Raw genomic sequence first — 18849 nt, forward strand, 5'->3', positions numbered from 1 at the left:
CACCTCACAGCGAATTAGGACGACCGTGAAACGCATCGGCTTCATCGGAACCGAGAACTCCCACACCGACCACTTCATCCGCCTGCTCAACGCCGAGGAGCGGCACCCCGGCTACCGCGCCGTTGCCCTCGTCGGCGGCGCGTCGGAACGCAACAACGCGCTCGCCGAGGCCGGCGACATCTCGATCATCGTCGACAACCCGGAGGACCTGATCGGCCAGGTCGACGCCGCGGTGATCTGCACCCGCGACGGGGCCCGGCACCGGGAGCAGGCCGAGCCGCTGCTCAAGGCCGGCCTGCCGGTCCTGATGGACAAGCCGTTCGCGACCACGACGGCCGACGCCGAGGCAGTCATCGCCGCGGCGCAGGCGAGCGAGACCCCGCTGGACTCCTCGTCGGCGCTGCGCTTCGTGCCGGAGATCGCCGAGTTCGCCGCCGCCGCACCCCAGCTCAAGGAACTGCGCCGGCTCACCGTCTCCGGCCCGGCCGACCCGGACAGCGAATACTCCGGGCTGTTCTTCTACGGCATCCACCACGTCGAGGCCGCCCTCGAGATCCTCGGCAATCCGGTGATCGGGGTGGACCAGGCCGTCGACGTGACCCGGCGCGGCGACACCGTCACGGCCCGGACCTTGATCGGCGACGTCGAGGTCGAGTTCGTCTTCGTCGTGCCGGGCGCCGACTACCGGATCCCGTTCCACGCCCAGTTGATCGGCACCGGCGCGATCGTCGCCAAGGAGCTGACCCTCGGCAAGGACTACAACGCGCCGCTGCTGGCGAAGTTCGTCGACGTCTGGGAGAGCCGTACGCCCATCGACGTCGAGCGCCTGCTCAGCCCGGTCAACCTCCTGGCCACCATCAGCAACGCTCTCTGACCCGACGCCGTCCTGCCGTTCCCCACGGGCCCGTGCTCGTGGGGAACGGCAGTTCGCGTTCCACAGCAACGTCGCGCGAGACGAGTCCGGTCGCTTCGTGATCCGTGTGTTGACAGTCACACCGAGTGTCATCAAGAATCGGTAACGACCGAGAGCAGCAGGGAGGGGCCCTGTGCGGGTGAGGACTGTTCGAGGTGGTTATGAACGACGATCTGGGACGACTGTCGGTGCGCGAGTTGATCATTCGACTCGCGGACACGGAGGACACGATTCGGCGGGCAGCAATCTGCGGCGACGGACATGACTCCGAACGACAACCGATCAACGGCTCGCTGATCGAGCTGGCGCGGACCGAGCAACGGATCATCCGCGAATTGCGACAACGGGAGCACACCGTCGATCGGCACGCCTGGCGTCGCGAGCAGCCGCTCGCGGGCTGACCGGCTTCAGCGGCGCAGCACCCGTCCCGGACAGGCGGGCGTCTGACGACCGTCGGCGATCACTGCGGTTCCATTGACGAGTACGTGCCGGACGCCGTCCGGCCGCTGAGCGGGGTCCAGGAACGTCGCGCGGTCGATCACGGTGGACGGGTCGAACACGACGACGTCCGCGGCCAGGCCCGGCCGGAGCCGACCGCGGTCGGTGAGTCCGATGCGGTCCGCGGCGTCGCCGGTCATCCGCCGGATCGCCGCGGCGAGTTCGAGGACACCAAGATCACGGACGTAGCGGCCGAGGATCCGAGCGTGCGCTCCGTAGGCGCGCGGGTGCGGCCGTCGATCGATCAGGTACGGCAGCGCGGAGCCGTCGGATCCGATCAGGGCGTACGGCTGCCGCAGGAAGGTCAGCATGTCGGCCTCGGTCCGGTACCGCAGCACGACCTGCACCCGGTTGCCGCCGGCTCGGCACAGGTCCAGCACCAGGTCCGGCTCGGAACGGTCCAGCTCGGCGGCGGCCTCCGCGACGGTCAGCCCTTCCCGGGCGCCGCACAGCCCGTCGGTCCGGGACAGGATCACCCGGTCCCACAGCCACGGCACTCCGCGTCCCCAACCGCGGGCCAGGTCGGCGGCCGCACGGCGCCGGATCTCCGGCTCGGCCAGCCGCGCCGCCATCGTCGCGACGCCGCCCGCCTGCACCCAGGCCGGCAGATATTGGGTCAGGGCCGAGGCCGACGCGTCGTACGGATAGACGTCGTAGGCCAGGTCGACCCCGGCGCCGCGGAGCCGATCGAAGACCTCGACCAGCTCCGCGGCCTCGCCCCAACGCTCGGGGTGGTTGATCGCCAGGTGTGAGTACTGCACCCGGACCCCGGTGGTCCGGCCGAGCAGCGCGGCCTCCTCGATCGACTCGACGCCCTCGTGCCGGGCGTGGCTCGCATAGAGGGCGCCGGCCCGGGCCAGGATCCGGCAGAGCTCGATCAGCTCGGTCGTCTCGGCGAAGCCGGAGGGGACGTACGTCAGCCCGGTGGACAACCCGAAGGCGCCCTGGTCGAGCAACTCCGCCAACAACCGCTGCTGGGTCCGGACCTGGTCGGCGTCGACCCGCTCGGCCATCCCGGCGGCGGCGATCCGGAGCGGCCCGTGGCCGACCAGCGGCGCGACGTTGATCGCGACGCCGCGCTCGGCGAACGCGGCCGCGTAGCCGTCCAGGTCGGTCCAGCCCGGGTCGATCGGGTCGTCGCCGAGGCCGGCCAGCAGCTCGAGTTGATCATGGCGGCGCGCGGGTGTCAGCGGGTACGGGGAGAAGCCGCAGTTGCCGGTCACCTCGGTGGTGACGCCCTGGTGGACCTTGCTCTCGGCGCGGCCGTCCAGCAGCATGCTGACGTCGGAGTGGGTGTGGACGTCGATGAAGCCGGGGGCGACGACCTGTCCGGCGGCGTCGATCACCCGGGCCGCGGCGACCGGGGTGCCCGGTGCGAGCAGGGCCTCGATCCGGTCGTCCTTGATCAGGACGTCCAGCGCCCGGGCCGGGTCGCCGGTGCCGTCGATCACCGTACCGCCGGTGATCAGGAGGTCGGTCATGATCAACTCGCCGGGCGGCGGTCGGCGATCCGGCGGGCCGGGACGCCGGCGTAGATCCCGTACGGCTCGGTGTCGCGGGTGAGCACCCCGTTGGCGCCGAGGATGCAGCCGGTCGCGATCGTGACGCCCTGCACCACGGTGGCGTTGGCGCCGAGCCAGACGTCGTCGGCGATGGTGATCGGCGCGGACGTCGACGGTGCCAGCGCCATCGGTACGTCGTGCCGGGCCGGGTCGTGCTGGACCGAGGTGATCACGACATGCGCGGCAACGTTGCAATAGGCGCCGAGCCGCACCCCGCCGCCGCCGTAGACCGCGCAGCCGGCGGCGAAGTGGCTCTTCCGGCCGACGCTGATCAACCCGCCCGGGCCACCGACCGACAGGTAGCCGCCGGGGTAGAAGTCGACCTCGGCGGCGAGTTCCAGTCGCCCGCTGCCCTGCAGGAAACAGTTCGGGTAGAACGAGCTGTCCGGCCCGATGATCACCTCGGTCGAGCCCTGGCTGGAGAAGCCGCGGCCGAGCCGGACCCGGTCGCCGACCCGGAACAGCTCGGGATGCTCGATCCACACGTCCGGTTCGATCACCACGCCGGTGCCGCATTCGGCGAACCGGTCCTGCAGCCGTTCGGTCACGGGCCCTCCCATTCCTTCAGTACGGTCTCGACGAGATCCTCGCCGGTGCCCGGCCTGGTCCACGAGGTCGGGCTGCGCCACGTCTCGTACCCGCCCTGCTCGAAGGCCCGCCGGGTCGGCAGGTAGCCGAGATGATCATCGGCCAGCCCGATGATCGCGGTCAGCCGGTGCGGCGAGTGTTCCTTGAGCCGCAGGCCGTGCTCGACGAACACCTCGCCCGGCAGCGCCACCAGGCCGAGGTCGCCGATGGTGATCAAGCCGATCGCCGTCGGCCGCTCGGGCGGCATCGCGTCGAGTTCGAGCAGGTTGCGGGCGAATCGCTCCGCGACCGGTGCGGGCACCGGATTCCCTTGCGCATAACTGAACCACGCTTCCGTGCTGGGATCGCCGATGATCTTGGCGGCCAGCTCCCGGTCGTCGTCAGTGACGGGGTAGCGGTGGGCTCGGAACGGCAGTCTCCTCGCGTCCACGGTGATCGCGGACGACCGTTCGGCGAGGGCGGTGGCGGCGAGGGCCGCGCCGGCGACGGCTCGGGCGACCAGGATCGCTCGCCGGGTACCGGTGATCGGGACCCGGCGGCGCGGGTCGACGTTGTTGATGTCGCCGGACGCCCCGTTGCACAGCACCGCGATCACGTCGCTGCCGAGCTGGGCTCGGACCGCCTCGGCGAACCGGCCGTAGTAATCGGAGCTGATCATGGTCTGGTCGTCGATGCCGACGTAGTGCAGGGAGAGGTTCGCCCAGAGCGCGATCGGCCGGCCGTCGCCGTCCTCGGCCAGCAGCGCGGTCACGGTCGGGTCCGTCGGCCCGGCCGGCCGCGGCTCACCGGACCGATTGCCGAAGTGGGTGATCACGAACCCGTCGTCGGTCAGGTAGCGGCGGTTGAAGCAGATCCCGTCCACGGTGGCCGTGCCGACCGCGATCGTCGCCGGCCGCAGCCTGGCGCAGGCCAGGATCGCGGACTCGGCGATCCGTCCGGGCAGGTCCTCCAGATAGTGCGGGTCGACGGCGGCGCCGGCCCCGGTCCGGATCGTCGCCGGCCCGGTGTGCGTGTGGGTGCAGGAGATCACGATCCGCTCGGCCGGGACGCCGGCCCGTCCGGCGATGATCGACTTCGCCAGGTCGGTCAGCGTCGCCGGCAGGTAGAGCAGATCGCAGGTGATCAACACTACGGGCGGTCCGTCGGCCTGGACGGCGATCGCCTTGGCCAGCAACGGGCTCTCGACGCCGGTGGCCGGGCGGGTCTCGAACAGCCCGGCCAGCTCGGCGCCGAGCGGCGGGGTGAGGTCGGTTTCGGCCGCCCCGACGCGGAGCTGGGGTTCGGTCACGTCAGCCGCCGGCCCGTTCCCGGTGCGCCGCCTCGTACTCGCCCCTGATCTTGTCGCCGCCGCGCGAGCGCCAGTCCGCGACGGCCTTGTCGAAGTCGGCCATCGTGGCGCGGCCCATGATCACGTTGTCCCGGACGTCGTTCAGTGCGAGCAGCAGCCGGGCGCCCTCCCGGTCGTTGGTGGGCGAGTAGAGCCCGAGCGTCGGATCCTTGTAGGCAACCGGGATGGTCTTCTTCTGCACCTCGTACATGGCCTTCGTCTTGTCGATGTGGCCCGGGTTGTAGAGGACGTACGGCCCGCTGGACAGGTACGCGAACTCGCCGCCCGGCTGCTCGGCCGCGATCAGCTGATTGTCGATCGGCGCGCCGAGCTTTTCGTCCCAGCCGAAGTGGGTCCCCTCCTCGCCGTACTGGCGGTAGAGATATTCGGCGGTGCCGAACGGCGTCGCCAGCCAGTTCAGCACCCGGAGCAGTTCCCGGACCCGGTCCTCGGAGGCCTGCTTGGAGATCCCGCACAGCCCGCTGATCCCCGGCCCGAGCCGTTTCGGGGCGACCCCGCCGCCATCCGCCAGAGGTGCCGCCAGGAAGCCCATGTCCATCCCGGGCAGGTTCTGCCGCAGCACGCCGCTGTAGCCGACGCCGCCCCAGGCGAAGAGCACCACGTTGCCGGACTGGTAGAGCTGCGGCGCGTTGATCCTGCCGAACGCGTCCGGGTGGATCACGCCGGCCTGCCACTGCTTGATCGTCCAGTCCAGCGCGGCACGGTACTCGTCGGTCTCGTGCATCAGCCGGAACCCGCCGTCCTGCTCGGACCAGTTGTTGGGGGCCTCGAACATGGCACAGCCGAGGTGGTGCAGCACGTGTTCGGCGTTGCCGAACGCGTACCGGTTCGCCGCCGCGTCGGTCACCCCGCGGGCCAGTTCCTCGACCGCGGCCAGGTCCTTCGGTTCCGGGTCGAGGCCGAGCTTCTTGATCACCTCGTTGCGGGTGATCCAGGTCGGCGTGCCGACGATGTTCTGCGGCGGGATGGTGAAGATCCGGCCCTTGAAGACCGTGTTCTGCCAGGTCGCCGGCGGCAGCGCGGCCAGGAAAGGATAGTCCAGGGCGGCGTCGCCGGACAGATAGTCGCTGAGGTCGGTGAACCTGGCCTCCAGCACGTCCGGCAGCCGCGGATAGGACGGGCGCAGCCCGACCAGATCCGGCAGTTCGTTGCCGGCCAGAGCCGTCGACAACCGAGCGTCGTAGTCGGCGCTCGGCGTCATCTCGACCTGCAGTTCGCAGCCGAGCCGCTCGTTCAGCCCTTGCCACCAACGGTTGTTGGCCATCGGGGTCGGTGCCTGGACCGAGATGCTCATCATGGCCGTGACAGCCCCGCCGGCCGCCGGCTTCTCCGGTACGGCCTCGGGCGCGGGCCGTGGATAGGTGAGGAATCCGTCCGGTACGCCCTCCGCGCTGCCGGGTAGGTCCGGCTCGACGCCGTCGTACTTCTGATAGGTCGGCAGCGGCACCCGCGCGTTGTTCCCGCCGGTGCTGCTGCCGGTCGGGCCGGAGTCGGCGCAGCCCGCCAGGGCCGGTGCGGCCAGCGCGGCCAGGCCGGCGCCGGCCAACAACCGCCGCCGGTCGAACGTCTCCATGATCATTTCGATCACCGCCCGGCCGGCACCGGCAGCCGGTCCAGTCCGGGACTCCGCCACGGGTCACCGAACCCGAGGCCGGTCAGGTCGGCGACCACCCGTTCCCGTTCGGCCTGGTAGAGCCGCCAGATCACCCGCAATCCCTGCAGCGACGTGGGTCCGTCGGTGGGGACCGGGGCCTTGCCCTCGATGCAGTCGAGGAACTGGCCCAGCTCCCGGTCCACGTACTTGCGGTGCTGATCGGTGCGGCTCAACGTCTTGACCCCGGACCGGGTGTAGATCCGCAACTTGCCGGCCCTGAGGTCCGCCTCGAGCATCGCCTCGGTGCCGTGGGCGTGGATGCTGTAGCCGAGCTTGGTGCCACGGGCGCCCCAGGTGCCGAAGTGGTAGCCGAGCGCGCCATTGGCGAACTCGAGCGAGACGTTGCTGGTGCCCTCGCCCTCCAGCCACGGCGTGCCGCGGCGGGTGCCGACGTGGGTGCCGCTGACCGGGTCGCCGAGGAACCACAGCAGCAGGTCGATGTAGTGGCAGCCGTGCGAGAACAGCTGGCCGCCGCCGAGGGTGGCGGCCGAGTGCGCCCAGTGGCCGTCGGCGTACTGGGTGCGTTGTTCGGTCCAGATCGAGATCTGGAACACCTCGCCGATCTGGTTGGCGTCCAGCAGCCGCTTGAGCTCGACGACCAGTGGGTGGTACCGCATCGGATAGGCGACCATCAGCGTCCGGTCGACTCGTTCGGCGTGCTCGATCAGGTCCAGGCACTCCGATTCGGACAGCGCCAGCGGCTTCTCCATCAGGACGTGCTTGCCGGCGGCCAGCAGGTCGGTGCCGATCTCGTAGTGGGTGTGGTGCGGCGTGACCACCAGGGCCGCGTCGATGTCGTCCAGCACCTCGGTGTGCTTGGCGGCGGCGCGCGCCCCGGGGAACCGGGCCGCGGCGGCCTCCGCCCGCTCGAGGACGGGATCGACGGTGGCGACGATGTCGAGGCGGTCCGCGAGCAGGTCCATCCCAGTCGCGTGGGTGCCCTCCATGCCGCCGCAACCGATGATCGCCAGGCGATGTCTCATGATCAGCCTCCCCGGGCCAGTGGCCCGTACAGCAGAACAAGTGACTCACACAGTAGAACGCTGTCGAGGCGAGGGCAACGGCCGGGCGGCCGGCCGGAACGCCCGCGAGCGCCGAAATTCCTGTGACATCAGGCGATCCAGCGGATCGGCTCCCGACCGTCGGGGGCGGACCTGCGGAGTCGTTCGACCCGGTCGGCGATCCGGGTCCCGGCGGCGGCTCCGGTCCCGGGGCCCAGCTCGGCGGCGATCACGGCGGCCAGGAAGATCGCCCAGCCGGCCGACGGCGGCGGACCGATCCGGACGTCCGGGCGAGCGAGCCAGGGCATGATCACGTCGCTGTCGGTCATCGCGGGATCCGAGACCACCACCCGCAGCACGGTGCCGTCGGGTCGGGCCGGCAGGAGTTGATCAAGGAACTGCTCGAACTCGAGGTCCCGCCGCTCGGGGAAGCACTCGTCCCGCGAGTCGGCCGCATCGAGCAGGGCCAGCATCGGTTCGAAGGTGCCGGCGTCGGCCGGACCTGTCGCGGGCCGGCCCGTGCGCAGCCAGTACGCGAACGCGCCGTCGCCGCCGTTGAGGTAGAGCCCGCCGAACCGCTCGATCTCACCGGCGAGCACCCCGCTCTCGGACCGGATCCGATCCCGGTGCACGACGACGCCCCAGCGCCGCCAGACCCGGCGTACGGTCGCGGCGCTGAGCCCGAGCCGCGCGGCGAGCCCGGCGGCGGACCGGCCGCCCTCGGGCGGTGCGGTGGCGGTGGCCAACAGCACGGGGATCTCGGGCACCGGCGGTCGCCCGGACCGCGGCGCATCGGCGAGCACGCCGGTGCCGTCAGGTACGACACCGTCGGCGGCGGCCTCGAACCGGCGCCGCCAGCGTGCCACGGTCTGCCGGGCGATCCCGAGTTCCGCGGCGATCGCGACGTCGGTCCGGCCCTGGTGGGCCAGCAGAATGATCTTGGCCCGGGTCCCGGCCGGGCCGCCGGCCTGCGCCGCCCGGCGCAAGGACATGATCGTTTCGGCCGACAACGGCCGCGGCTCGACTGGCACTCCCTGACCCCGATGTGAGTGGTGTTAGCGGACATATTGTCGTCCGCTCAGCCGGGGTCTTCTGATCTTGTGACCCAACCGTTACCCGGCGGGGAAGTCGGCTCGGAGATTGATCTGCGAATAGCCGACGTGCCGGGTCAGCGGGTCGTCGGCCAGGGCAGCCTCGGTGACCGGGAGCAGCGGCCGGGTCTCGTTGTAGCAGCGGACGAACGCCTCGGCGAAGTTCACTCCGGCGACCCGGCCGTGCTCGCCGTTGTTGGACTCGATCAACTTCCGCGCGAACAGTCCGTCGTAGCCCTGGGAGGCGAAGCAGTCCATCGCCGCGACCTTCTTGGCGATCACTGGCGTGATGTCGATGTAGAGGTCGTTCCGGGGGCCGTGCAGGCTGAGTGCGTCGCTGATGAAGACCGGGTAGGAGGTGAAGAACACCTGCCGCACGTTGACCTCGGCGGAGCCGTCGAGGTTCTTCAGGAGCCTTGCCGCGCGGCCGATCGCCGCCAGTGCGGTCATCGTCGCCACGGTGTGCGTGTTGGCGGTCTGGGCGGAGTTCAGCGGGTAGTCGCAGATGATCACGTCGGGGCGCTCCCGGGCGATCAGCTCGGCGGTCTGGTCCACCAGGTCCTCGGGCACCGCGGCGATCTCGTCGTCGTGATCGAGGGTGTGCACTCGGGTGATGCCGACGATCTCGGCCGCCCGCTCCAGCTCGGCCTTCTTGTTCGCGATGATCGCCGCGGTGTCGGCCCGGATGATCTCGGTATCCGGGTCGTCCTTGCGCCACTCCTCGGCGTACTTGTTCGGGTGGATCCGGCCGCCGTGGGTCAGGATCAGCGCCACCACCTCGTCGCCGGCCTCGGCGTGCCGGGCCAGGGTCCCGCCGCAATTGGTGATCGTGTCGGCGGGATGGGCGTAGATCGTCATGATCTTCACAGCAGGGATTCAATGCAGAACGACGTTCCATGTCAAGATGGTGCGGTGATGATCACCGAGGTCCGAGCGGTGCTGCTCACCGGTCCGTGCACCGACGATCCCTGGCTCAGCGTCTTCAAGCAGTCGCGCAGTGTCGCGTTGATCGAGATCGTGACGAGCGGCGGCGTGGTCGGAGTGGGGGAGACGTACGCCGGCTACTTCTTCCCGGAGAGCGTGCCGTTGATCGTCGACTACGTCCGCCCGATCCTGATCCACGCCGAGGCCTTCGACGGCGAGAGCCTCGATGTCGGCGTGCTGGCCGGGCGGCTGCGCACCTGCTGCCAGTACTGGGGCCGCACCGGCCTGGGCGCGGCCGTGATCTCCGGGATCGAGGCGGCGCTGATCGATCTCAAGGGCAAGTTGCTCGACCTACCGGCGCACCGGCTGCTCGGCTCCGGCGCGGACACTCCGGAGTGGCTACCCGCCTATGCCACCGGCGGACCCTCGCCGTGGCCGGCAGACCAGCTGATCGAGAAAGTCGATTTCTATCTGGGGTTGGGTTTCAGGGCGTTCAAGGTGGCCTCGGGTTACCTCGATTCGACCACCCGGCAGGAGCGGACGGCCGGTTCGCCGGCGGCCGCGGCCGAGCTGGAGGCGTCGAAGCTCGAGTTGCTCCGTGATCACGTCGGCGGCGAGGTCGGGATCCTGCTCGACGGGCACATGGGGCACCGCGAGGGTCCCGAGCGGTGGGACCTGGAGACCGCCCTGCTGGTCCTGGACGCGGTCGCCCCGTACCGGCCGGTCTTCTTCGAGGAACCGCTGCCGTACCACGAACTCGACGGGTACGCGGAGCTCGGCCGGCGGTCCGCGGTGCCGGTCGCCGGCGGCGAACAGCTGTCCACGTTCGCGGAGTTCCTGCCGTTCCTGCAGCGGGACGCGTTCGCCGTGGCTCAGCCCGACGCCGCCTGGCTCGGCATGATCGACTTCGTCCGGGTGGCCCGGCGGCAGCACGAGTCCGGACGATCGGTGGCGCCGCACGCCTGGGGCGGCGGCGCGGCCGTGCTGCAGAACGTGCACGGCGCCTTCGCGGCACCGAACACGGCGATCGTCGAACTGCCGCCCGCGGCGGGGCCGCTGCACACCGAGCTCTGGGGTGGCGCCCTCGAGTTGGTGGACGGCAACGTGCACCGGCCGGACCAGCCCGGACTCGGCGTCCGGCTCACCGACGCGGTGAAGCGGCGCTTCCCGTTCCGGGCCGGGATGGAGGAGTTCTCGAGTGTGCCCGGCAAACTGATGCGCAGCTGACCCGGTCCGGCTCAGCGGGACTTGGCCAGCTCGGTCAGCGCGGACTCGGCGGCCTCCAGCGTCTGGTCGATGTCGGCCTGGGTGTGGGCACCGGAAACGTGGTTGCGCTTCAGGGACAGCGGCAGCATCAGGACGCCGCGGTTGATCATGGCGCGGTGGAAGTCGACGTAGGCCTGGTGATCGTTGTCCAGCAGTTCGCGATAGCCGGTCGGGCGTTCCGGCGTGAAATAGAGATTGAACACCCCGCCGAACCCGGCCGCGTGCGCGGGCAGCCCGAGATCCCCGACGACCCGGGTCAGGCCGGCCCGGAGTTGATCACCGAAGTCCCGGGTCCGGGTGTAGAAGTCCGGATGCTCGGCGAGGTGGTCCAGCGTGGCCAGCGCGGCGACGCAGCCCAACGGGTTGCCGTTGAAGGTCCCGGCCAGCAGTACGTCGCCGCCGCGGCCGTTGAAGTGCTCCATCAGGTCGCGGCGGCCGGCCAGGCCGCCGACCGGGTAGCCGTTGGCCATCCCCTTGCCGAACGTGGTCAGGTCCGGCGTCACGCCGCACAGCTGCTGGTAGCCGCCGAGTGCGTGCCGGAAGCCGGTGATCACCTCGTCGAAGATCAACACGGTGCCGGTCGCGGTGCAGAGTTCGCGCAGCCCCTGGACGAACTCGTCGGTCGGCAGCAGGGCCCCGACGTTGTGCGGGATCGGCTCCAGGATGATCCCCGCGACCTCGCCGTCGTGCTCACCGAGCAGCGCCTTCACCGAACCGAGGTCGTTGAACTCGGCGATCAGGGTCGCCTCGAGCGCCTCCGGCAGGATGCCGGCGGAGAGCGGGTCCAGCCCGTACGCCAACTCCGGCGTGGAGATCACGTTCCGGGCCACCGGATCGTGCCAGCCGTGGAAGCCGCCCTGGAACTTGATGATCTTGCGCCGGCCGGTCGCCGCCCGGGCCAGCCGGATCGCCTGGGCGGTCGCCTCCGAGCCGCTGACCGTCGCGATCATGCTCTCGGCGCTCGGGATGATCGAGCAGATCCGTTCGGCCAGCGCCACCTCCAGCTCGGTGACGCCGAGCCCGGAGAGGTCGAGGCCGCCGACCGCGTCCCGGATCGCCCGGTTCACCGACTCCACGTTGTGCCCGAGCAGGATCGCCCCGAACGCGGCGTGGTAGTCGAGATAGTCGTTGCCGTCGAGATCGGTCAGATAGGCACCGGAGGCCGACGCGAAGGCGTACGGTTCCCCGATGTAGCGCGTCGCCGAGTTCACCCCGCCGGGAATGACCCTGGCCGCGGCTTCGGCCAACGCACGTCCCCGCGGTACGTCGGATGGCTGCCGGATCATCGAGACCTCACCTTCGCCAGTAACAGAGTCGTTACGTGGAATAGTGTTCCATACCGTTCCGTTTCTGGGACTATAGCTGAGGCGTCCGAGTCCGTTCAATCGCAGGATCGCGGAGAGCGCCCGGCGATGCTTGACCGCGTCGTCGTACGTGGAATACATTTTCATGATGTCCGGAGGAGAGCCGGACCTCGCCGAAGTGAGGTAACCGATGAAGAGACTCACCAGGTTCGGGCTAGGCCTCTGCGTTGCCCTGGTCCTCGCCGTCACCGCCTGCACCGGGCCCGCCACCGAGACACCGGGCGCGCCCGGCACCGGCAGCGGATCCGCGGCCGGCGGCGGCACGATCAACATCTACCTGTATCAGGAGCCGGCCGGGCTGTTCGGTCCGCTGGCGCCGGCCAGCGGTCCCGACGGTCAGGTCAACTCGCTGATCTTCCAGGGACTGCTCGGTTCCGACCCGAACTTCGAGCTGCAGCCGATCTTGGCCGAGTCGTACGAGATCAGCCCCGATGCCAAGACGTTCACGTTCAAGCTGAAGCCGGACCTGAAGTGGAACGACGGCGAGCCGCTGACCTCGGCCGACGTCCTGTTCACGTACAACGCGGTGGCGAACCCGAAGGCGAAGAGCGCCGCCGCCAGCATGTTCAGCAGCATCGTCGGGGCGAAGGAGGTGACCGACGGCAAGGCCGACACGGTCTCCGGCATCACCGCCCCCGATGATCACACCGTCGTGGTCAAGACGGCCGAGCCCAACGTCGGTCTGCTGGCCCAGATCGGCCCGATCCTGATCTTGCCCAAGCATGTCCTCGGCGAGATCCCGATCGGTGAGCTGTACGACAACGAGTACTTCCGCAATCCCACGGTGACCAGCGGCCCGTTCAAGTTCGTCGAGTACAAGACGAGCCAGTACGTCCACGTGGAGGCCAACGAGCACGCGAACCCGAAGCCGAAGCTCTCCGACGTCTACCTGAAGCCGATGACGTCCGACGTGGCGACGGCCGCACTCGGCAACGGCGAGCTCGACGTGGCCACGGTCTCGCCGCTGGACCTGGAGACGATCAAGGGCTTCGACCAGATCGCGGTCCAGGAGAAGCTGGGCGCCGGCTTCGTCCGGCTCGGCCTGAACCAGTCCCGGGACCACTTCAAGGACGAGCGGGTCCGGCAGGCGTTCCTGTACGCGACCAACCGGGCCGACCTGGTGCAGAAGGTGCTGCTCGGCAAGGCGGTCGTGCAGAACTCCGACTTCTACACGCCGCGCGCTCCGGAGGATCTCAACGAGTACGCCTACGACCCGGCCAAGGCGAAGCAGCTGCTGGCCGACGCGGGCTGGGACTCCAGTAGGGAGATCGACCTGATGTGGGTGCCCGGCCAGCGGGACCGGGACGCCAGTGCGACGATCGTGCAGAGCCAGCTCAAGGAGGTCGGGGTCAACGTCAAGCTGCGCCAGGTGCAGCCGTCCGAGATCTCCAAGATCTACGGCGACAAGGACTTCGACATGGTCCTCTACGGCGGCGGCAACTACGCGATCAGCTCCGACAACGTCTCGGTGATCACCTCCTGCGACAAGCACTATCCCAACGGCGGCAACATCAACTACTTCTGTGATCCGGCGCTGGACAAGATCATGAAGGAGGCCAACGGCACCGTCGACGAGGCCAAGCGCAACGAGCTGTACGCGCAGGCCGCGAGGATCTCCAACGAGAAGGCCGATCTGTTCTGGCTCTACAGCCCGATGGGGCTGTGGGCGGTGAACAAGCGGGTGCAGGGGTTCCAGGCGCCGGGCTCGCAGGAGGTCCCGTTCTGGGATCCGGCCAGCTGGTCGATCAGCGGGCAGTGATCTAGGGGTGGGGATCATGACGGTGATGGGGCAGGCGTGGGCTCGTACCTGATTCGACGCCTGCTGATCAACCTCGGCGTCTTCTGGGTGATCAGCGTCGCGATCTTCGCGCTGACCCGGGCGACGCCGGGCGACCCGATCGCGATGATGATCCCGCCGGAACTGCTCAACTCCGGCTCGGCGGAATACATCGCGGCCCGCCGAGCCGAGTTGGGCCTCGACCAGCCGGTCGTGCTGCAGTACCTGCGCTGGGCCGGCAGTGCATTGACCGGCGACCTCGGCTACTCGATGGTCAACGGCCGCCCGGTCACGGAACTGCTGCTGGAGCGGCTCGGCCCGACGATCGAGCTGATGGGCGTCGGGATGATCTGCTCGATCCTGATCGCGTTCCCGCTGGGCATCCTTGCCGCGGTCCGGCGGAACACGTTCGTCGACTACCTGGCAACGTTCTTCAGCCTCGGCATCGTGGCCTTCCCGGTGTTCTTCATCGCCCTGGTCGCGATCTTCGTGTTCACCCTGCAGTTCCCGATCCTGCCGTCGTCCGGGATCACCGACCCGACCAACCCGACCCTGCTGAACACGCTGCGGCACCTGGTGCTGCCGGCGTTGATCCTCGGCATCGGCAACTCGGGCCGGCTGATGCGCTACGTCCGGTCCAGCCTGCTGTCGGAGCTGGACTCCGACTACGTCCGGACCGCGCGGGCCAAGGGCGCCTCGCCGCGGCTGGCCGTGCTGCACGGGCTGCGCAACTCGCTGATCCCGGTGATCACGATCCTGGCCTCCGACCTGTCCCACCTGGTCGCCGGAGCCGTGGTGATCGAGCAGATCTTCGCCTGGCCGGGGATGGGCCGGCTCGCGGTCACCGCGGTCGCGCAGAACGACTACTCGGTGATCATCGGGTTCGCGCTGGTCGGCGCCGTGATGGTGCTGGCGTCGAACCTGCTGGCCGACATCCTCTACACCGTGGTCGATCCGAGAGTGAGGCTGCAATGAGTACCGTGGCCCCGCTCGCGTCGGACGTCGCCACCACCGCCGCGCCGGTCCGCGGCGGACACCGGTCGCCGGGCCGGATGGCGTTGCGCCGGTTCCTGCGGCACCGGGCCGCCGTGGTCAGCCTGGTCGTGCTGGCCCTGATCATCATCGCGGTGCTGTTCGCCGACGTGATCGCGCAGCATCAACCGGACGCGACCGACCTGTCGGCGATCCGGACCAAGCCGAGCGCCGAGCACTGGCTCGGCACCGACGGGACCGGGCGGGACGTGTTCGCCCGGTTGCTGCACGCCGGCCGGGTCTCGCTCGGCGTCGGCCTGGCCTCGGCGGCGCTGGCGGTGGTGCTCGGCGTCGTGCTGGGCAGCCTGGCCGGCATGTTCGGCGGCTGGGTGGACGGGTTGATCATGCGGCTCGCCGACATCTTTCTGTCCTTCCCCTCGCTGGTGGTGATGATCGTGCTGGCCGGCATCCTCGGCCCGAGCGTGGTGACCATGATCATCGCGATCGGCGTGTTCCAGTGGCCGATCTGCGGCCGGCTGGTCCGCGGCAGCGCCCTTTCGGTACGGGAGCACGAATACATCCTGGCCTCCCGGGCGACCGGGGCCCATCCGTGGTGGGTGATCACCCGGCACATCCTGCCGGCGGTGCTGCCGCCGGTCGTGGTGGCCGGCACCCTGTCGGTGGCCGGCTCGATCGGGTTGGAGGCGACGCTGTCGTTCCTCGGCCTCGGCATCCAGCCGCCGACCGCGAGCTGGGGCAACATGCTCAACGAGGCGCAGTCGTTGACCGTGATCCGCAATCAGCCCTGGCTCTGGCTGCCGCCCGGCCTCGCGGTCGCGGTCACCGTGCTCGGCGTCAACTTCATCGGCGACGGCCTGCGGGACGCCCTGGATCCGAAGCAGGGCGGCCGATGAACTCACCGATGACGGCCGAGCTGCTGACCGTTTCCGATCTTGCGGTCGAGTTCCGGACCGAGGACGGCACGGTGTACGCGGTCGACGGGATCTCGTTCCAGGTCAGGACCGGCGAGCTGCTGGCCATCGTCGGCGAGTCCGGCTCCGGCAAGAGCGTCACCGCGCTGTCGGTGGTCGGCCTGCTGGACCGCAAGGCGACGGTCACCGGGTCGATCGCCCTGGAGGGGGAGGAGCTGACCACCGCCTCCGAACAGCGGATGCAGTCGGTCCGCGGTGGCCGGATCGGGATGATCTTCCAGGACCCGATGACGGCGTTGAACCCGGTGATGACGATCGGCGCGCAATTGGCCGAGGCGATCCGGCTGCACGCCGGCAAGGGCAGCCGGGCTGCGCTCGACAAGGCGGCGGTACGCGAGCGCTGCATCGGGCTGCTCGAGTCGGTCGGGGTGGCCAACCCGGACCAGCGGCTGCGCCAGTACCCGCACGAGTTCTCCGGCGGCATGCGGCAGCGGGCCATGATCGCGATGGCGATCGCCAACGACCCGGACCTGATCATCGCCGACGAGCCGACCACGGCGCTGGACGTGACGATCCAGGCCCAGGTCCTTGATCAACTCCGGAAGGCGCAGCGGGAGACCGGCGCCGCCGCGATCCTGATCACGCACGACCTCGGCGTGGTGGCCGAGCTGGCCGACCGGGTGATCGTCATGTACGCGGGCCGGATCGTCGAGTCCGCCGGTGTCCGGGAGCTGTTCCGGCAGCCCCGGCATCCGTACACGATGGGGCTGCTGGCCAGCCTGCCGACGCTGGACTCCGAGCTGACCCGGCTGCATCCGATTCCGGGCAGCCCGCCCGACGTCAGCCAGCCGATCTCCAACTGCCCGTTCCACCCGCGCTGCCCGCTGGCCGTGGATCGCTGCCGTACCGAGGATCCTGGGTTGGTCGAGGTCGACGGCGGCCACCTCGCGGCGTGCTTCCGTACCGACGAACTGATCGGGCGAACCCCGGAGCAGGTGTTCGTGCGGACGGTCGTCGAGGTGGAGCAGCCGGACGAGCCGGCCGCGGCGGCGGAGGCGCGATGACCGAGCTGTTGCGGGTGGAGGGCCTGGTCAAGCACTTCCCGATCCGGCGGGGCGTGCTGCGCCGGCAGGTCGGTGTTGTGCGGGCCGTCGACGGGCTCGACTTCGGTGTGGCGGCCGGCAAGACGCTGAGCCTGGTCGGTGAGTCGGGCTGCGGCAAGTCCACCACCGGCCGGCTGTTGGCCCGGCTGATCGAGCCGACCGAGGGCCGGGTCTGGCTGGAGTCCGACGAGCTGACGGCGCTGCCGCCGGCCCGGCTGCGGGCGCGCCGGCGCGACATCCAGATCATGTTCCAGGACCCGTTCTCGTCGCTGTCGCCGCGGCTCACCGTCGCCGAGATCATCGCGGAACCCCTGCGGGTGCAGGGTTTGTACCGCGCCGGCGGCCGGAACCGGGTGCACGAACTGCTGGAGCTGGTCGGGCTGCGCACTGAGCACGCGTACCGCTATCCGCACGAGTTCTCCGGCGGTCAGCGGCAGCGGATCGGGCTGGCCCGGGCGCTCGCCCTGGAGCCCAAGGTGTTGATCTTGGACGAGCCGGTCAGCGCGCTCGACGTGTCGGTGCAGGCGCAGGTGGTGAACCAGCTGCAGGACCTGCAGCAGCGGCTCGGCCTGGCCTACGTCTTCATCTCGCACAACCTTTCCGTGGTACGGCATCTGTCCGACCAGATCGCCGTGATGTACCTCGGCATGATCGTCGAGCAGGGCAGCCGGGAACAGCTCTACCAGCGGCCGCGGCACCCGTACACGAAGGCCTTGTTGTCGGCGGTGCCGATCCCGGATCCGGACCGGCGCGAGGAAAGGGAGCGGATCCGGCTGACCGGCGACGTGCCCAGCGTCAGCAACCCGCCGAGCGGCTGCCGGTTCCGGACCCGCTGCTGGAAGGCGCAGGACGTGTGTGCGACGACACCGCCGCCGCTGGCCGAACTGACCGCGGACGGGCACCTTTCGGCCTGCCACTTCCCGGAGAACGTCGATCCCGCCACTAGCATGACGGTGGAGTCCCAAGATCAGGAGCGCTGAGCCGTGGCACGTAACGCATCGAGCAAAACGTCGGCGTTGGACGACAGCCGTCCGGCCTCGGCCAACTATCACGCGAACGCGCTGGCCCGGGGCCTCGGCCTGATGGAGCAGCTCGCCGCGGCCGACCGGCCGCTGACCCTGAGCGATTTCAACAGCACCACCAAGCTGCCCAAGAGCACGCTGGTCCGACTGTTGTCGGTGCTGGTGGAACTCGAGTATCTGGTGCGGGTCGACGAGCAGCCGTCGTTCCGGCTCGGCCACAAGGTGCAGCACCTGGCGACGGCGTACCGGGCTTCGCTGGACATCGCCGACGTGACCGGGCACTACCTCGCCGAGGCGGCGGCCGAGACGGGGCACACCTGCAACCTCGGCGTGCTCGACGGTGATCAGGTGCTGCACCTCTGCGTCGAGGAGCCGGACCGGCCGTTGCGGTTCAACGCTGCGCCGGGTTCGCGTGATCATCTGTATTGCACCGGGCTGGGCAAGGTGCTGCTGGCCGGGCTGGACGACGAGGCGGCGTCCCGGCGGCTGCCGGCCGCGCCGTGGGAGGGCTTCACGCCGTCCACGATCACCGAGCTGCCGGAACTGCTGCGGGAGTTGAAGAAGGTCCGCACCCGTGGGTACGCGATCGACGACAACGAACGCAGCACCGGTCTGCGCTGCATCGCCGTCGGGATCGAGATCGACGGCGCGGTGCTGGCCGCCGTCAGCCTGTCCGGCCCGGCCGCCGAGTTCGGCCCGGCCCGGCAGAAGGAGTACGCCGGCGTCCTCTCCCGGCTCGCCGAGGCGCTTCGCCAAGATCAGGATTTCGTCGTCGCGATCAGCAATCTGACCGCGCAGCTGCGGGTGTGATCACCACCCTCCGCACCACAACCG

17 protein-coding genes are annotated in these 18849 nt (G+C 69.8%); 9 read left to right on the forward strand and 8 right to left on the reverse strand.

Annotated features, from left to right (window positions below):
• Positions 1-25 precede the first annotated feature (25 nt).
• Positions 26-874 (forward strand): Gfo/Idh/MocA family oxidoreductase, encoded by an 849-nt coding sequence (locus BKA15_RS28685; protein WP_179756788.1) that lies wholly within the window; start codon positions 26-28, stop codon positions 872-874.
• Between the two features lie 200 nt (positions 875-1074).
• A complete protein-coding gene (locus BKA15_RS28690) occupies positions 1075-1314 on the forward strand; it encodes a hypothetical protein (protein ID WP_179756790.1) in 240 nt (79 codons plus the stop codon).
• Positions 1315-1320: 6 nt separating this feature from the next.
• Here BKA15_RS28690 and BKA15_RS28695 read toward each other — a convergent pair whose 3' ends face one another.
• From BKA15_RS28695 to BKA15_RS28725, 7 genes are all read right to left on the reverse strand, one after another.
• On the reverse strand, positions 1321-2892 hold the full coding sequence (locus BKA15_RS28695; protein ID WP_179756792.1) for an N-acyl-D-amino-acid deacylase family protein: 1572 nt from the start codon (positions 2890-2892) through the stop codon (positions 1321-1323).
• A 2-nt stretch (positions 2893-2894) separates the two neighbouring features.
• On the reverse strand, positions 2895-3521 hold the full coding sequence (locus BKA15_RS37055; protein ID WP_179756794.1) for an acyltransferase: 627 nt from the start codon (positions 3519-3521) through the stop codon (positions 2895-2897).
• Positions 3518-4849, reverse strand: coding sequence for a hypothetical protein (locus tag BKA15_RS28705; RefSeq protein WP_179756796.1), 1332 nt, complete (start codon positions 4847-4849; stop codon positions 3518-3520). The genes BKA15_RS37055 and BKA15_RS28705 overlap by 4 nt, the downstream gene beginning before the upstream one ends.
• A gap of 1 nt (position 4850) precedes the next feature.
• Positions 4851-6488: a type 2 periplasmic-binding domain-containing protein gene (locus BKA15_RS28710; protein ID WP_179756798.1), complete on the reverse strand. Its 1638-nt coding sequence runs from the start codon at positions 6486-6488 to the stop codon at positions 4851-4853.
• Between the two features lie 5 nt (positions 6489-6493).
• Positions 6494-7546, reverse strand: a complete 1053-nt coding sequence (locus tag BKA15_RS28715) for a Gfo/Idh/MocA family protein (RefSeq protein WP_179756800.1) — start codon at positions 7544-7546, stop codon at positions 6494-6496.
• A gap of 128 nt (positions 7547-7674) precedes the next feature.
• A complete protein-coding gene (locus BKA15_RS28720) occupies positions 7675-8595 on the reverse strand; it encodes a helix-turn-helix domain-containing protein (RefSeq protein ID WP_179756802.1) in 921 nt (306 codons plus the stop codon).
• Positions 8596-8676: 81 nt separating this feature from the next.
• Positions 8677-9513, reverse strand: a complete 837-nt coding sequence (locus tag BKA15_RS28725; RefSeq protein ID WP_246323288.1) for a PIG-L deacetylase family protein — start codon at positions 9511-9513, stop codon at positions 8677-8679.
• Positions 9514-9570: 57 nt separating this feature from the next.
• On the opposite strand from BKA15_RS28725, the gene BKA15_RS28730 reads away from it, so the two are divergent.
• A complete protein-coding gene (locus BKA15_RS28730) occupies positions 9571-10806 on the forward strand; it encodes a mandelate racemase/muconate lactonizing enzyme family protein (protein WP_179756806.1) in 1236 nt (411 codons plus the stop codon).
• Between the two features lie 11 nt (positions 10807-10817).
• Here BKA15_RS28730 and BKA15_RS28735 read toward each other — a convergent pair whose 3' ends face one another.
• Complete coding sequence (locus BKA15_RS28735; protein ID WP_179756808.1) at positions 10818-12131, reverse strand: aspartate aminotransferase family protein; 1314 nt, start codon at positions 12129-12131, stop codon at positions 10818-10820.
• A gap of 208 nt (positions 12132-12339) precedes the next feature.
• On the opposite strand from BKA15_RS28735, the gene BKA15_RS28740 reads away from it, so the two are divergent.
• Genes BKA15_RS28740 through BKA15_RS28765 form a run of 6 tightly spaced genes read left to right on the forward strand, consistent with a single transcriptional unit; the run spans position 12340 to position 18825 of the window.
• Complete coding sequence (locus BKA15_RS28740; protein ID WP_179756810.1) at positions 12340-13968, forward strand: ABC transporter substrate-binding protein; 1629 nt, start codon at positions 12340-12342, stop codon at positions 13966-13968.
• A gap of 36 nt (positions 13969-14004) precedes the next feature.
• Positions 14005-14961, forward strand: coding sequence for an ABC transporter permease (locus BKA15_RS28745; RefSeq protein WP_179756812.1), 957 nt, complete (start codon positions 14005-14007; stop codon positions 14959-14961).
• Positions 14958-15872 carry an oligopeptide ABC transporter permease gene (gene opp4C, locus BKA15_RS28750; protein ID WP_179756814.1) on the forward strand — a complete coding sequence of 305 codons (915 nt, stop codon included), beginning with the start codon at positions 14958-14960 and terminating at the stop codon, positions 15870-15872. Before BKA15_RS28745 ends, opp4C begins: the two co-directional genes overlap by 4 nt.
• On the forward strand, positions 15869-16954 hold the full coding sequence (locus BKA15_RS28755) for an ABC transporter ATP-binding protein (protein WP_179756816.1): 1086 nt from the start codon (positions 15869-15871) through the stop codon (positions 16952-16954). Before opp4C ends, BKA15_RS28755 begins: the two co-directional genes overlap by 4 nt.
• Positions 16951-17973, forward strand: coding sequence for an ABC transporter ATP-binding protein (locus BKA15_RS28760; RefSeq protein WP_179756818.1), 1023 nt, complete (start codon positions 16951-16953; stop codon positions 17971-17973). Before BKA15_RS28755 ends, BKA15_RS28760 begins: the two co-directional genes overlap by 4 nt.
• A 36-nt stretch (positions 17974-18009) precedes the next feature.
• The gene (locus BKA15_RS28765) at positions 18010-18825 is read left to right on the forward strand and encodes an IclR family transcriptional regulator (RefSeq protein ID WP_179756820.1); all 816 of its coding nucleotides are present in this window, start codon (positions 18010-18012) and stop codon (positions 18823-18825) included.
• Positions 18826-18849 lie beyond the last annotated feature (24 nt).

The organism is Microlunatus parietis (assembly GCF_013407955.1).
Taxonomy (GTDB): domain Bacteria; phylum Actinomycetota; class Actinomycetes; order Propionibacteriales; family Propionibacteriaceae; genus Microlunatus; species Microlunatus parietis.